The sequence below is a fragment of the Pseudoduganella aquatica genome (assembly GCF_009857595.1).
GTDB lineage: Bacteria > Pseudomonadota > Gammaproteobacteria > Burkholderiales > Burkholderiaceae_D > Rugamonas > Rugamonas aquatica_A.
In genome coordinates this window covers 54913-69614 of record NZ_WWCU01000015.1, presented here as the reverse complement: position 1 = coordinate 69614, position 14702 = coordinate 54913, and the positions used below count along the sequence as shown (strand labels likewise).

At 66.4% G+C, this 14702-nt stretch carries 16 protein-coding genes; 7 read left to right on the top strand and 9 right to left on the bottom strand.

What is annotated here, in order from left to right; genetic code table 11:
* Positions 1-78: 78 nt before the first annotated feature.
* From GTP77_RS14810 to GTP77_RS14775, 8 genes are all read right to left on the bottom strand, one after another.
* Positions 79-768, bottom strand: a complete 690-nt coding sequence (locus tag GTP77_RS14810; protein WP_161072926.1) for an ABC transporter ATP-binding protein — start codon at positions 766-768, stop codon at positions 79-81.
* On the bottom strand, positions 765-2009 hold the full coding sequence (locus GTP77_RS14805) for an ABC transporter permease (protein ID WP_161072925.1): 1245 nt from the start codon (positions 2007-2009) through the stop codon (positions 765-767). The genes GTP77_RS14810 and GTP77_RS14805 overlap by 4 nt, the downstream gene beginning before the upstream one ends.
* Positions 2010-2019: 10 nt before the next feature.
* A complete protein-coding gene (locus GTP77_RS14800; RefSeq protein WP_161072924.1) occupies positions 2020-3036 on the bottom strand; it encodes an efflux RND transporter periplasmic adaptor subunit in 1017 nt (338 codons plus the stop codon).
* A gap of 69 nt (positions 3037-3105) precedes the next feature.
* Positions 3106-3837 (bottom strand): lipid-binding SYLF domain-containing protein, encoded by a 732-nt coding sequence (locus tag GTP77_RS14795; protein WP_161072923.1) that lies wholly within the window; start codon positions 3835-3837, stop codon positions 3106-3108.
* A 48-nt stretch (positions 3838-3885) separates the two neighbouring features.
* Positions 3886-4719, bottom strand: a complete 834-nt coding sequence (locus GTP77_RS14790) for a universal stress protein (protein WP_161072922.1) — start codon at positions 4717-4719, stop codon at positions 3886-3888.
* Between the two features lie 84 nt (positions 4720-4803).
* A complete protein-coding gene (locus GTP77_RS14785; protein WP_161072921.1) occupies positions 4804-5223 on the bottom strand; it encodes a universal stress protein in 420 nt (139 codons plus the stop codon).
* A 112-nt stretch (positions 5224-5335) separates the two neighbouring features.
* Complete coding sequence (locus GTP77_RS14780; RefSeq protein WP_161072920.1) at positions 5336-6115, bottom strand: Crp/Fnr family transcriptional regulator; 780 nt, start codon at positions 6113-6115, stop codon at positions 5336-5338.
* Positions 6116-6255: 140 nt separating this feature from the next.
* A complete protein-coding gene (locus GTP77_RS14775; protein WP_161072919.1) occupies positions 6256-6975 on the bottom strand; it encodes a helix-turn-helix domain-containing protein in 720 nt (239 codons plus the stop codon).
* Positions 6976-7191: 216 nt separating this feature from the next.
* On the opposite strand from GTP77_RS14775, the gene GTP77_RS14770 reads away from it, so the two are divergent.
* The 7 genes from GTP77_RS14770 to GTP77_RS14740 all read left to right on the top strand — a co-directional run bounded on the left by GTP77_RS14770 (position 7192) and on the right by GTP77_RS14740 (position 11439).
* On the top strand, positions 7192-7380 hold the full coding sequence (locus GTP77_RS14770) for a YgaP family membrane protein (RefSeq protein ID WP_161072918.1): 189 nt from the start codon (positions 7192-7194) through the stop codon (positions 7378-7380).
* 78 nt (positions 7381-7458) lie between these two features.
* Positions 7459-7911, top strand: coding sequence for an Hsp20/alpha crystallin family protein (locus GTP77_RS14765; protein WP_161072917.1), 453 nt, complete (start codon positions 7459-7461; stop codon positions 7909-7911).
* Between the two features lie 11 nt (positions 7912-7922).
* Positions 7923-8972, top strand: coding sequence for a zinc-dependent alcohol dehydrogenase family protein (locus GTP77_RS14760; RefSeq protein WP_161072916.1), 1050 nt, complete (start codon positions 7923-7925; stop codon positions 8970-8972).
* Positions 8973-8984: 12 nt separating this feature from the next.
* Complete coding sequence (locus tag GTP77_RS14755; RefSeq protein ID WP_161072915.1) at positions 8985-9422, top strand: carboxypeptidase regulatory-like domain-containing protein; 438 nt, start codon at positions 8985-8987, stop codon at positions 9420-9422.
* A gap of 55 nt (positions 9423-9477) precedes the next feature.
* Positions 9478-10092, top strand: coding sequence for a LemA family protein (locus GTP77_RS14750; RefSeq protein ID WP_228892628.1), 615 nt, complete (start codon positions 9478-9480; stop codon positions 10090-10092).
* 1 nt (position 10093) lies between these two features.
* Positions 10094-10939 (top strand): TPM domain-containing protein, encoded by an 846-nt coding sequence (locus GTP77_RS14745; protein ID WP_161072913.1) that lies wholly within the window; start codon positions 10094-10096, stop codon positions 10937-10939.
* A 17-nt stretch (positions 10940-10956) separates the two neighbouring features.
* On the top strand, positions 10957-11439 hold the full coding sequence (locus GTP77_RS14740; protein WP_161072912.1) for a TPM domain-containing protein: 483 nt from the start codon (positions 10957-10959) through the stop codon (positions 11437-11439).
* An 87-nt stretch (positions 11440-11526) separates the two neighbouring features.
* Here the strand turns inward: GTP77_RS14740 and GTP77_RS14735 are convergent, their stop codons facing one another.
* A complete protein-coding gene (locus tag GTP77_RS14735) occupies positions 11527-14583 on the bottom strand; it encodes a ligand-binding sensor domain-containing protein (RefSeq protein WP_161072911.1) in 3057 nt (1018 codons plus the stop codon).
* Positions 14584-14702 lie beyond the last annotated feature (119 nt).

Genomic DNA, 14702 nt, shown 5'->3' with positions numbered 1-14702 from the left:
TTACAGCGGCGCGGCCGCAAAATCCCTGATCCAGGTCAAGTGCGGCGGTCTTGCCGCCAGATAGGGACCGGCGCCGTCTCAGGACTGGTGGGCGCCGTCCGGTGCCAGTTTGCCGTCGAGCAGGTGGATGCGGCGGTCGGCCGCGGCGGCAAATGCCGGGTCATGCGTGACCGCGATCACGGTCTGGCCACCGTCGGCCAAGCCGCGCAGCGTGCGCTGCACGTTCTGCGAGGCGGCCGAGTCCAAGTTGCCGGTCGGCTCGTCCGCCAGGATCAGCAGCGGGGCGTTGGCCAGGGCGCGCGCCACGGCGACCCGCTGCCGCTGGCCGCCGGACAGCTGCGCCGGCAGCTTGCCGGCATGCCCCGCCATGCCGAACTGCTCGAGCAACCCCATGGCCCGCTCCAGGGCGGCGGCATCGGTCAGGCTGCCGAGCCGGCGCATCGGCAGCGTGACGTTCTGCAGCACCGTGAATTCGGCCAGCAGGAAGTGAAACTGGAACACGAAGCCGAGCTTGGACAGCCGCAGCGCCGCCAGCTGGTCGTCGCTGCAGCGCGAGAGCTCCTCGCCGTCGAGCCACAGGCGGCCCGCGTCGGCCACATCCAGCAAGCCGAGCAGGTAGAGCAGAGAGGACTTGCCCGAGCCGGACGGTCCCATGATGCAGACGAACTCGCCTGCAGCAATACCCAGGCTGACGCCATCGACCAGCGTCACCGGCACGGCGCCGGGCAGCGTGCGCACCAGCCCTTCCGCGCGCAGCAGGGCACTCATGTCGCGCCCCTGAGGATGTCGACCGGGCGCAGCTTGCCCGCCTTGCTGGCGGGCAGGTAGGCCGCGCCCAGGCAGGAGGCCATGGCGAAGCCGGCGGCCAGCAAGTACTGGTCGACGCCCCACCACACGGGCAGCCTGACCACTTCGCTGACCCCGGGCGGCTTCAGCTCGATGATGGCAAGCACGCGCATCAGCGCGTTGCCCAACAGCAGGCCAGCGACGCTGCCGAGCAGGCCGATGATGCCGCCTTGCCACAGGAAGATGCGGCGCATGTCCGCGCGCCGGAAGCCGATGGATTTCAGGATGGCGATGTCGCGCGTCTTTTCCACCACGATGGTGAAAATGGTGTTGTAGATGCCGAACGCGGCCACCACCAGGATGGCCGAGACCACGCTGTACATGATGATATTGCGCACCAGTAGCAAGTTGAGCAGGTCTTCCGAGGCCTCGATCCACGAGACCGACTTGTAGCCGATGCTGCGCTCGATGGCGGCGGCCACGCCGACGGCGGCGTGGGGGTCGGCCAGCTGGATGATGAAGCGGTTGACGCGGTTGGGACGGTCCAGTATCGCCTGGGCGCGCTTGAGCAGGGTGAAGGTTTCGGTCTCGTCGTAGGCTGCGTTTCCGGTCCGGAAGATTCCCACCACCTTCATGACCCGGCTCCCGGTGCCGGCCGAGACCACCGTCAGCGTGCCGCCCATGCGCAGGCGGAACTTCGCGGCGAGGCCCTCGCCAATGATCACCCCGTTCGGCGTGGCGCCCAGCTCGTCCAGCGAGCCGGCGACCATGTGCCGTTCGATGGCCGAGACCAGCTTCATGCGCGGCGGTTCCACCCCCGACAGGCTGATGCCTTGTTGCTGGCCGGCGAACACCAGCACGGCGGACCCGTGCAGCAGGGGCGCCACCCGTATTCCCGGCAGTGCCTCGATCTGTTCCAGCTTGCTGCGATAGCCGCGGATGCCGCGCGTCTCGACCAGCGGCTTGGCATTGCTGACCGAGACCACCGCCTGCGGCCAGCGCAGCTCGGCCGGCTGGGCCTGCTGCGTCCGGTACTGGTCGTAGACAGTGATGTGGGGGCTGTTGTCCACCAGGCGCTGCAGGAAATCCTGCTCCGAGCCGCGCATCAGTGCCGAGACGGCCAGGAAGAAAGCGACCCCGAGCGCGATGCCGCCCAGCGAAACCAGCGTCGAGCGCCCGTGATGCCGCAAATGGGTACAGGCGATGTCCAGGTGAATCGGCATGGCGCCCCCCTCAGCGCGCGGCCGGCCGCGCCCGCCGGTTTTGCCGCAGGCCCGCATGCGGCTGCAGAACCACGGTTTCATCGCCGGCCAGGCCGCGCACGATTTCGCTGCGGGTTGCGTCCCGTATGCCCAGCTGCACCGCGCGCCGCTGCAGCCGGCCCTGGGCCAGGAGCCACACCGCGCCGTCCAGAACGGCGCTATTGGGCAGCAGCAAGGCGTTCTCGCGCCGGGCGACGATCAGGTTCGCCTCGACCGTCATGCCGGTGCGCAGCGCGCCGGGCTCGGCCAGCCGGACGCGGACCCGGTAGCTGCGCGCCACCGGGTCGCCCTGCGGCGTGATGTCGGCCACCGTGCCGTCGTACACCGTGCCGGGCACGGCCGGCGCCCGCAGCAGCACGGGCTGGCCCACCCGCACGCGGTTGATGTCCTCCTCGTCGATGTCGGCGCTCACGCGCAGCGGCGCGCAGCAGGCCAGCACGAACACGGCCTGGCCCGGGCCGATGTACTGGCCGGGTTCGCCATCCCGGCGGATCACGGTGCCGTCGGCCGGCGCTGTCAGCGCCATGTAGCCGCGCTGCGCCAGGGCGCGCCGCAGCGCCGCTTCGGCGGCCGCGAGCTCGCTGCGGCTGCGCTCCCTCTCACCGGCGGCAACGAAGCCGCGCTCGGCCAGCGCGGCAATGCGGGCGTGCTGGCTGCGGGCGTACTCGGCGCGCGCGCGCAGCTCGTCGACCGTGCCGGCCAGGTCGGCGTCGTCCAGGCGCGCCAGCACCTGGCCTTTGCGCACTTGCTCGCCTTCGTCGGCCAGCCGTTCGGCCAGCCGGCCGCCCACGCGCGGCGCGATCGGCATCTTCACGGTCGGCTCCACGCTGCCGGCGGCGTAGACCGCGTCGACCACGCTGCCGCGCTCGGGCCTGCAGGTGGCCAGCGTTTCCGGGGCCGTGGCCCAATAGACGGCGGCGGCCACGGCCAGCAGCGCGGCGGCGGCCGCGAGGCGTGGCCAGCTGAGGCGGGACGGGAGGCTGCTCATCGCTGTCGCGACACGCTTGACGGCGGCCCGGCGCGCCAGGGCGGCGGTACCGTCGGCACGCCGTGCGCCTCAGCGCGCAGGGCTGCCCGCAGCGGCCAGAGCCTGCTGCAAGGCCAGGGCTTGCACGTTCTCGACCTGACCCGAGGTGACGTCGCTGGCGGCCAGCGTACGACGGTAATAGGCGTTGGTCAACGCCGAGTTGTAGTGGATATCGCTTACGCCCACCGCGAGCAGGTCGCCGAACAAGCCCCTGGCCGAGGTCCAGGCGATGACGTCGCCACTGCCGACGCTGCTGCGCGCCAGCCTGTGCCAGCTCAGTAGCGTGAGGCCGGCGTCGGCGCCCAGCGAGAAATTGTGCTTGTTGGTGAATTCGGCGGTGGCCTTGTCATTCATCAGCACCAGCGCGACCGGGCCGCGCTGGGCGCCGGCCTGCAGCCCGACGTCCAGCGCGCCCAGCGTATAGAACACGGGCGCGCTCCACTGACCGTCGGGTCGTCTCAGCAGCATGACGCCGCCACCACCGCCGCCGCCTACGCCCACCGCTGCCCTGCGGTAGACGGGCACGATGAACACGCCATTTGCCAGGCGCAGCGCTTCGGCGATGACCGGATCGCCGGACATGGTGTGCACCACAGCCAGCGCCTGGTTCACCTGGCTCACCGCATGGGCCCACTGCTGCGAGACGTCGCTGGTGCGGTCAGGCGCGGGCGGGGCGGCCTGGCTGGTCGGCGCGGGCTGCCGGGCGCTGACATAGGCGCTGCAGCATAGGAGCAGGGTCAGGGAAAGGTGACGGGGACGCATGGCGACTCCTCAATGGGTGAGCAAGGCAAGTGGTAGGGCCGGCCAAGGTCAGTGCGTCATCAACACGGCGACCTCGTCCTGGTCCAGCAGGCAGGCTGTGGTGCTGCCAAGTATCCATTCCCGGAAGCGGCTGTGGCCGTAGGCGCCCGCCACGATCAGCCCGGCGCCGCTGCTGCGCGCCAGGTCGAGCAGCGCTTCGCCGGGGTCGGCAGAGGTGTTCTCGTTGATCACGGCGACATTGCTGCAGTGGCGCGCCAGATAGCGGGCCACGTCCGCGCCCGGCTCGTCGCCGTGCAGGTGCGGCCCCTGGTCGGGATTGAAGACGGCAATCTGCACGCGCGCAGCGCGCCGCAGCAGCGGCAGGGCGGCAGCCATGGCGCGGCTGGCTTCGGCCCCGCCGTTCCAGCCGATCACGACGGTGCCGTCCAGGCGCGGTTCGGCGCGGGTGGCAACTTGCAGTACCGGCCGGGTGGCATGCAGGGCCAGGTAGCCGGCGAGCCGTCCCGGCAGCAGCGGTGACGCCTCGGTCGTGGCGCCGCCTGCCACCAGCACCAGGTCGCAATAGCGCGACTGCAAGGCCAGGGCGTACTCGGCGGCGTCGTCTATTACGCGCGACTCGACCGATCCGAACGCGTACCCGGCTGCGGCCTGCTCGTACTCCTGCAACCGCTGCCGGGCTTCGGAACGGAATTGGTCATAGCCGATGGGCGGGTACAGCCCGAACGCGCCGGCGCCGGCGGCCGAATTTTGCAGCACCGCATAGCCGGTGCTGGCCAGTCCGATCAGGTGCGCCTCGTGTTCCTTTGCGAGGTCCGCGGCAGCGCGCATGCCGCGGCGCCAGGTTGGCGGCCGGCCGATGTGCAGCAGGATAGTTTTGTACATGGTTGCCTCCGCGTGTGTGGTGGACCCCGGACCGGCGCACGGCGCGTGCGGCGCTCCGGCTGTTGTATTGTGATACGCGCCGGCTCACGGCGGCGCGCCGGCCGCCACGGCGATGCCCGACTGCTGCAGCGCGGCCCGCTCGGCGGCGTCCGGCATGCGTTCCATGGCGTCGGGAAACACCAGGTCGCACTGGCGTTCGCGCGCCGCCGCGATGATGGCAGTGTAGGGCGAGTCGGCGCAGCGCGTCAGCACCGTGCAGGGCACCCCTGCCGCGGCGGCGGCCGTTTCGAGCGCGCGCAGCGTATCGCCGGCGTGCACGACGCTCGATGGCCGCTCCTGTTCTTGCACATAGCTGTCGTCTTCCGGCACCGACAAGTCCTCGCACGGCAGCACGTACAGGCCGACAACGGCGGCCGCGTTGGCGCGGGCCAGCCGCATGCAGCGCTCGATGGCCGGGGCGGCGCGCGGATTGCCGTCCGTCGGCAGCAGGATGGTGTGGGGCATGCTGTTCTCCTTGGTGATGGGCAGGCGTCTGTGATGGCGTACTGCCATTGTCGGCCGGCGCGGGGCGCGCCCGCTTTGACCTGGATCAAATTCGCCGGTCATCGCGCCAGCGCTACGCGGTGCGCGGCCGGCCGGCCGGCATGCGGTCTTTGCCAGCGGCCATGCGCTCGAGCCGGGGCTGGTCGGCCAGCACAACATGGCGCCGTACCACCTGGAGCGCGCCCTCGCGCTGCAGGCGCAGCAACTGGCGCGTGACGGTGGCGTCGGTCAATCCGAGATAGTCGCCGATGTCCTGCCGCGTGAGCGGCAGTTCGACACACACGCGGCCGCCGTCGCGGTGCCGGCTGCCCCACGCCAGCTCCAGCAGGTAGCAGGCCAGCTTCTGTTCTGCACGCGCATAGCCCAGCATCATGGCCAGGCCGTGCTGGCGCGCAAGTTCCCTGCTCAGCATCTGTTCCAGGCGCCGTTCCAGCGCCGGGAACTGGCGCGCCGCCTCCAGCAGGCGCGGGTGGGATAGCTCGCACACCACGCTATCGGACGTGGCGGTGGCGGCGCTGGCGTGCCGCTCCTGGCCCAGCGCTTCGAGGCCCAGCAGCGTGCCGCGCCCGGGCAGGCCGGTAATGCACTGGTCGCCGCCGGGCGTCAGCCGGTAGCACTTGAAGTGGCCGCTGCGCACCGCGTAGACGCGGCCGCGTACCGTCTCGTTGATCTGGTGCAGGTCTTCGCCGCGCAGTAGCCGGTGACGCTGCAGCACCAGCTGGTCGACGCGGGCGCAGTCGGCATCGTCCATGCCGGCTGGCAGGCACGCGGCGCGTGCCTCGCAGCTCAGGCAGGACATGGCGCGGGTGTCCGTGCGCAGGGGGATGACGTTGTGGAATTTGCTGGAGATCATGGCCGTGCCTTTCTGGCGCAGGGAGGCGCCGCCGCACCGGCCCCGAGCCTGGCGGCAAACGAGTGCATGATGCATGGTAGCCATGATCGTCCGCGCAAAGGTTTGATTTGGATCAAATTCGCGCCATGCGGTCTTGGAAATCAGGTCGTGCGCGCCGGCGCGGCCAGCGCCTCCAGTGCGGCGCGGTCAAGCAAGGTAACGTCGTGGCGTGCCGCCGCGAGCAAGCCGAGCCGGCGGAAGCGGCCGAGGAGCCGGCTCAGGCATTCCGGGGTCAGGTTGAGAAAGGCAGCAATGTCCTGGCGCGCCATCGGCAGGCGGTAGCGCAGGCCGGAGCAGCCGCGCGCTGCATGCCACGCCGACTGGCGCAGCAGGAAGGCGGCCAGGCGCTGCTCGGCCGTGGTGCGGCGCTGCTGCAGCAGCACGTCCTGCATGTCGCGGATGCTGTGACTGATAATGCCCTGGAAAAACTGCGCCTGCTCGCGCATGCCCCCATAGCCGATCTCGCACACCTCGCTATCCTCCAGCGCCACCGCGCTGCAGTCGTGGTGAACCAGGCCGATCGCTTCCAGCGCCAGGAAATCGCCGCTGCCGGGGAAGCCGAGGATGACGCCGGCGCCGCTGCGGTCCCTGCGGCTGAGCTTGAAGCAGCCGTAGCGCACCACGTACACATAGTCGCCGACCAGCGCGCCTGCGGTGTACAGCGCGGCGCCGCGCGCGACGCGGATGCGGCGTACCGGCGCACGGTCGGCCGCGCCCAGCGGCGGGAGGCAGGAATGGCGCGCCATGCAGGCGTCGCAGCCGATGGGCCGGCCGGCTGCCGGCGGGGCGGGCGGCATGGCGGTGGTAAGCAGGGTAGTCATGGCATCGGGGCACGCCTTGCGGGCGGCGGCTGGTTATCGGTCTGACCGTCAGTGTTATCCAGGTCGGTGCCGGTGAACAGGTTGCCAGATCAAGTTTTGCACAAAAAAGGGAAAGCGCAAAGAATTGCGCGCGAACTTGTTCCAGGTCAGTTTTGGGGCGCGCGCGCGGCCGCGCCTTGCTGCAGAATCCAGCCATCGACAACACAGGAGAGACACATGCAAACCAACATAGGGTCGCTGGACCGGGGACTGCGCATCGCGCTCGGCCTGGCGCTGATCGGCGCGGCGCTGGGAGGCTGGATAGGGCCATGGGGCTGGCTGGGGCTGGTACCGCTGCTGACAGGCCTGTGGTCGCGCTGCCCGCTGTATACGCTGCTTGGCGTGCACACCGGCCGGAGTGGCTGAGCGCGCTGTTCCATCCCGCGGGCGATGGCCGGCGCCCGCCAGCACTTGCCGGCCCCATCCACATTCCAGGAGAACACCATGGCACACCATCACGTGACGCATTTCGATCCCTTCCGCGACTTGGCGCGAACCGACCCGCTGCGCGGCGTCGAGGACTTCTTCCGCGACATGGGCTTCAAGCACGTGCTGCGCGACATGGCCGGCCCGCCGCCGATCCGGCTCGACGTCAGCGAGAACGAGCACGCCTATAACGTCAAGGCCGAGCTTCCCGGCGTAAAGAAGGAAGACATCTCGGTGCAGATCGCCGGCAGCCAGGTTTCGATCTCGGCAGAATCCAGGCGCGAGCACGATGAGAAGAAGGGCGAGACGCTGCTGCGCAGCGAACGCTACGTGGGCCAGCAGATGCGCAGTTTCACGCTGGGCCAGGACGTCGACGAGGGCAAGGCCCAAGCCAAATACCACGACGGCGTGCTCGAGCTGACCCTGCCCAAGCGGGCCAATGGCGGCGCCAAGAAGCTGCCCATCAATTAGGAGCGGAGGCCATGCGCGCGCTAGTGTATGAAGGACCTGGCCAGCCGGTGCTGCGGGACAAGCCGGTGCCCCAGGTGCAGGCGCCCACCGACGCCGTGGTGCGCATCACCCGCACCACGATCTGCGGCACCGACCTGCACATCCTCAAGGGCGACGTGCCCACCTGCCTGCCCGGCACCACGCTGGGCCATGAGGGGGTGGGCGTGATCGAGGCGGTGGGCGCGGCCGTCTGCGGCTTCGCGCCCGGCGACGCCGTGCTCATTTCCTGCATCACGTCCTGCGCGCGCTGCGAGTACTGCCGGCGCGGCATGTATTCGCATTGCGCCAACGGCGGCTGGATATTGGGGCACAAGATAGACGGGACCCAGGCCGAATACGTCCGCATCCCGCACGCGGATACCAGCTTGTACCACGTACCGGCCAACGCCGAGGAGGCGGCGCTGGTGATGCTGAGCGATATCTTGCCGACCGGCTTCGAGTGCGGCGTGCTCAACGGGAAGGTGGCGCCGGGCAGCAGCGTGGCCATCGTCGGCGCAGGGCCGGTCGGCCTGGCCGCGCTGATGACGGCGCAATTCTACAGCCCGGCACAGATCATCATGGTCGACATCGACCCGCACCGGCTCGAGCTGAGCCGGCGCTTCGGCGCCAGCCACACGGTGCGCGCGGTGGACCGCGCCGCCGTCAAGGCGGTGCTGGAGCTGACCGGCGGCGTGGGCGTGGACACGGCGATCGAAGCGGTGGGCGTGCCGGCCACCTTCGAGCTGTGCGCCGACATCGTCGCACCGGGCGGCACGGTGGCCAACGTCGGCGTGCATGGCTGCAAGGCCGACCTGCATCTGGAGCGCCTGTGGTCGCACAACATCACCATCACCACCCGCCTGGTCGACACTGCCGCCACCCCGCAGCTGCTGCGCGCGGTACTGGCGGGCCGGATCGACGCGGCCGGGCTGGTGAGCCACCGCTTCCGCTTCAGCGACATCCTGCAGGCCTACTCCTGCTTCGGGGAGGCGGCCGCCAGCGGCGCGCTGAAGGTGCTGATCTCGGCCGACCACCTGACCTGAGGAGGGGTGCACATGAAAAGCATGGGATGGAGGGCCACATTCGCCAGCGCGGCCGTGCTGGCCGGCTTGGCCGGGGCGGCAATCGGCATGGCCACCGCGGCGCAGGATGGGCCGGGCGCCGCCTATTTGAACGGCGGCGCGGGTGAGGAAGAACGCCAGGAACTGCAGCAGCAGGGTGCGGGCTACACCTTGTTGCTGCGGTTCGCCAACCGGGGTAGCGGCGCCTACCGCGCGGATGTCGATGTCGAGATCCGCGACGCCAAGGGTGCCGCGCAACTGCAGCTGGCGCAGGCCGGGCCGCTGCTGTATGTGCGCCTGCCATCCGGAAGCTACCAGATCACGGCGCGCGCCGCCGGCCAGACGCAGACGCGGCGCATCAGCGTGGCCGATGGGGCTCAGCGCGAACTGGTGCTGTACTGGGCCGCGCCGCCGGACGAGCAAGAACCCTAGCGGCGCCATCGTCGGTTCTCCTGGGGATGGATGCCGGATTTATTGGGGGGAAATTGTGCGAAGAACATTCATACTGTTGTGCCTATTGTTTGCGGCGGCCTTGAGTGGGTGTGGCTACAACACGCTGCAGTCAAATGATGAACAGATTACGGCCAGTTGGTCTGAAGTAGTGAACCAGTACCAGCGCCGGGCCGATCTCGTGCCGAACCTGGTCAATACCGTCAAGGGCTATGCAGCTCACGAGGAGAAGGTGCTGAACGATGTCACGCAGGCGCGTGCGGCGGCGGGCTCGATTCAGGTCACGCCTGCGGTGTTGAACGACCCGGCGGCATTCGCCAAATACCAGCAGGCGCAAGGTGCGTTGAGTGGCGCGTTGTCTCGCTTGTTGGCGGTAAGCGAGAATTATCCGCAATTAAAAGCGGATGCGGGATTCCGTGATTTGCAAGCTCAGCTTGAAGGAACCGAGAATCGCATCGCGGTGGCGCGTAACCGTTACATCAAAGCAGTGCAGGAATACAATGTGACGGTGCGTTCCTTCCCCAGCAATCTGACGGCCAAGGTATTTGGCTTTCGCACCAAGCCCAACTTCACGGTGGACAACGAGAAGGCGATCACCCCGGCGCCAGTCGTGTCCTTCGGTACTGCACCGAAACCTGCTGTGGAGAAGTGAGATGGATACGCGCAAGCTGTGGCGCTGGCTATTGCTGCTGTGTTGGGCATTGGCCGGCTGCGCGGCTGGCCAGGACGGATTAGTTCCCATTCCACCGCTCAATTCACCTGTCACGGATGTGGCGGGAGTGCTCGATGCAACGCAGATCCAGCGCTTGGAAGCCGATTTGCGTGCATTCGAACAACGCAAGGGAAGTCAGATCGCCGTGCTGATTGTGCCGACCACCCGGCCCGAAGCGATAGAACAGTACGCGATGCGGGTCGCGGAGCAGTGGAAGTTGGGCCGCAATAAGATCGACGACGGCGCCATCCTGGTGGTAGCCAAGAACGATCGTTCTCTCCGGATAGAGGTCGGCTACGGCCTGGAGGGGGCGCTCAATGACGCCACAGCTAAGCGCATCATCGACGAAATTATCGTCCCTCGCTTTCGTCGCAATGACTTTAACGGCGGCATCGTCGCGGGCGTCGACAAGATCATAAGTATCGCCGACGGGGAGTCGTTCCCGGCTTATGACGGGGACCGCCGGCGTGACAAAGACAGCCCTATGAGACAACTGTTGCCGTTGGTGCTGATCATGGCGGTTGCGTTGGGGGCGGTGTCGCGCGCCGTCTTTGGCAGGGTTGCCGGCTCAGTCGTGGCAGGGGGAGTAGTCGGGGGAGCGGCATGGCTTTTGGCCGGAAGCGCCGCCGCCGCAATGGCGGCGGCCTCGCTGGCCTTCGCGGTGACATTGATTGGCGTTTCGCGCATGGCCGGTCTCTATCTTGGGCGCGACGACGGGCAGCGCGGCGCTCGCTGGGGGGGCGGGGGAGGTGGTTTTGGTGGCGGTGGCGCATCGGGGAGATGGTGAAGATGAATTTTATGCGCATGGCAAAGCACTTCGCGACCACACACAGATCGATCAGACAGCGTTTCCCGGAAAGCTCCCTGGCGGAGATCAAGCACGCAATCATGGTGTCGGAACAGTCGCACCGGGGCGAGATACGCGTTGCCATCGAAGCGGCACTCCAACCGTCCCAGTTGTGGCAAGACATGTCGCCGCGCGAGCGGGCGCTCGAATTGTTTGCGAGCATGCACGTCTGGGACACTGTCGACAACAGCGGCGTGTTGATCTACATATTGCTCGCTGACCGTTCCATCGAAATTGTTGCGGACAGGGGCGTGTGTCCAGCAACCGGAAACGCCACCTGGCGGGACATCGCCGACGCAATGCGCAAGCATTTCGCATCCGGTAGCTATACGGAGGGCACGCTAGCCGGAGTGGAGGCGGTCTCGCGGGAACTGGCTGCGTTAGTGCCGGAAAATCGGTTTAAGGTCGATGAACTACCGGATGATGTCACGCTGCTGTAGCTGCCAGCATGAGCAGCCGCCGCTGCAGCGGCGTCCTCACACGGCAGCACATATAAAACCACCACGCTAGAACGGGCCGCGCGATCCTTATGGCTTGTTAAGGCGCTTTCTGCGAAAAAATCCGCTATCCCGTCCAACGTTCGCTAGCGTCACCACCACGCTGGTGCCGACGCCGGTGGTGCTGTGGATCGCGAGCTTGGCGTTGATCTTCCTGGCCCTTTCCCGCATGCCGGCGATGCCCCAATGCCGATCTCGCTGTCCCGTTTGACGCACCGTGTCATCCAGCCCCTTGCCGTGATCACACACCTCCAGCGTGAGACTGTTGGCGCCATATCTAATATTGACGGTCACCGCCGGGCTTCCCGAGTGCTTCAGCGCATTGCTGACTCCCTCCTTGGCAATGGCGAACAGCTCTTCCTGTACGTCGGCCTGCAGCTGGCACCGTGTACCTTCTTCGTTCAAAGAGAAAGCGACACCATAGAGAGCTGCAGCATTGCTGCCCACCGTTTTCAGGGCGGAAGCCAGATCGCCCTGGCGAAGATGATTCACGCGCAGATCCATCAGTTGCACCCTGCCTTCTTCCGCTGCAGCGTCCGCTGCATCAAGCGCGTCGTCGATCTTTTTCTGAACCGCGTCGTCTTTCGGCAACTCGGCCTTGATACTTTGGAAGCGAAGGCTTAGGCCGTGCACGCTTTGCAGGAAAGTGTCGTGCAGGGTGCGGGCAATGCGTTCCCGCTCCTCGATGCGCGTGCTTACGCGTTCGATCACGCGTGCAGTCATCCGTTCCAACCGTCGCAGGTATAGCAGGTAGACGCCAGCAGCCAGCATGGACAAACACAGCAGTTTGAACCACGTGGTCTCGTAAAATGCTGGCGCAATCTGAAAGCTCAGACTGGCGGGGGCATCGCTCCAGACACCGTCTTCATTGGCAGCCATGACTTCAAAGCGGTAATCGCCCGGGCCAAGATTCGTATAAAAGGACTGGCGCAAGCCGCCCGCGTCGCGCCATTCATGGTCCTGGCCTATCAGTCGCGTGCGGAAGCGCGCCCGTTCCGGAATCGACAGTACGGCGGCGGTAAAATCGATATGCAGGTTATGGGTATGTTCCGGGAGCTGAAGGCCGTTGCTGGCGCGGTGCCGCTCAGAGGGAGTGCTAAGCCAGGTGATGAGCGGCGTTGGCGCCACCAGATTGCGGGCGATGCGGCGGGGATCGATGAAACCGACGCTGCTGGAGGTGGCGTACCACAGCCGGCCATCATTCGACTCGACCAGTGTATTCAGCGGACGTAGCTGTGGGCCGGCACCAGCATAGCCGTCCAGATAATCGAAGCGTTCGACAGCTGCACGGCCAGTGCCGCTGCGGACAGCGGCCAACTGTGGGGCGCTAATTCGGACCAGTCCTTTGGCGCAATGCATCCACAGCTCGCCTTGCGCCGTCTCGACAATCCCGGTAACACCGGCAAACGGGCGTCCGGCATCGTCGTTGACAGCGATAAAGCGCCCTTGGTGAAAACGCGCCAGGCCTTGGTCGCCACCAATCCAGAGTGTGCCGCGTCGACTGTACATTGCAAGCACGTTGCCGACCGCCAATCCGTCGTCGGAGCCGAAGTGCTGAACTTTATCGTGCAGCAGCATTGCCATTCTATTGCCGGTGTAGCCGAGCCAGAGCCGAGCCTGTTCGTCGGCATGAAGCGATAATGCGGTACGATCGGCCAACTCCGCGTGGCCGCCGCCTGCCACCCAGGCGCCATTACTGAAAGTGTGCACCCCGCGGCGCGCAATCGACACCCACAGCAGACCATCAGCAGCGACCGCGAGGGCTTGCGTCGCTTGATTCTTCAACTCCGCCGGCCGCAACCAGCGGCGCACCTTGCCGTCGCGCCGGGACCATATGTAATGAGGATCACCGAACCACAGGGTGCCATCCGCCGCGCGCGCGCCGGCGGTGGCAGACTCCATGTCGCTGGCGATGCGCCGGCCATCGGGCGCGATGGCGAATGTCGGGGGAGAGATCGGATCCTTGGAGGAGTGGCTGCTGATCCAAACTTCGCCGTCCGGACCAGGCATGATACTGAAATCCGTGCTGCCGGCAGGCATGTCCTGCACTAACAAACGTGTTTCCCGTATGCGGTCAACCCCATTCTCGGTGATGAACCAGAGATTGCCTTCACGGTCGTTAACCGGCGGCCGATAGATGCGCACAGCGCTGAAGTCGTGCGGCGCCAGAAATTGCTTCTTCAGTTGCAGGTCCGGGGTGTACAAGCGCATGCCGTCCCCCTGGCCTATCCACCATGCGTTACGGTTATCGCGATGAACGCTGTACGGCATGCCGCCGTTCGTGGGGAGCGTCTGCGGCATCAGGCTTTCGGTCGCGGGGTCATACACGCGTAGCGTCTCGCCAAATTTGAATATATTCAGTTTGCCGTCAGCCTGGACCTGGCTGGGCTGCATGCTACCAAAGTCACCTACGCGGAGGAAGCGGTGCGTACCGCGGACGTTGCGATACAGGCCGGCCATGTGCGTGACCATGAGCCCGCCATCTTGGAGCACGTTGAGGGTGGACTGATCACCTTGCGGCAAACCATCAGCCGGCAAAACTTGTCGCCAGCGTTGGCCATCCAGCCAATATATGCCGGCAGAACTGGAAAACCACGTCATGCCATCGCTGGTTCTCCCAAACTGCGAGATCGCGCTGGGGGGAACGCCCTCCGCTTCGCGGTAGTGCCGCACCGCGCCATGATCGAACACCGAGATTCCACCATGTTCGTACCCCACCCATAGCGCGTCATCGAACAAGGCCAGCGAATACACATTAGGGGACAGCAATTGATGACCGGCGATATTGTCCATGCGTTCAAACCGCACGCCATCGAAGCGGAACAAACCATCGACTGCACCAAACCACAGCATGCCAGTGCGGTCCTGCACCATGGCTTTGGCATCGGACGGTGCTCCGTCGCGGTCGATCCAGGCCTGGTGCGACAGGGCGGATCGCCAGAAAGGCAGCGGCTCAGCTGCCGATATGGCGGACGCAGGAAATGCACAAAGTACCCCCAACATACGGAGCAAGACTAGCCATGGCTTAGGCAAACGGAAAACCAAATAGCCGGTGCGGCGTGGAACAAATGCATAGTTCAATAACAAAGACCGCATCCTTTCATGCAATTATAAAAATGATTATAGCTACATTTTTGATAATGAATGAAAGCAGGCGATGGCGGCATGCCATCGCCACCCAAGACAAGCTTAGGCAGCGAGTTACA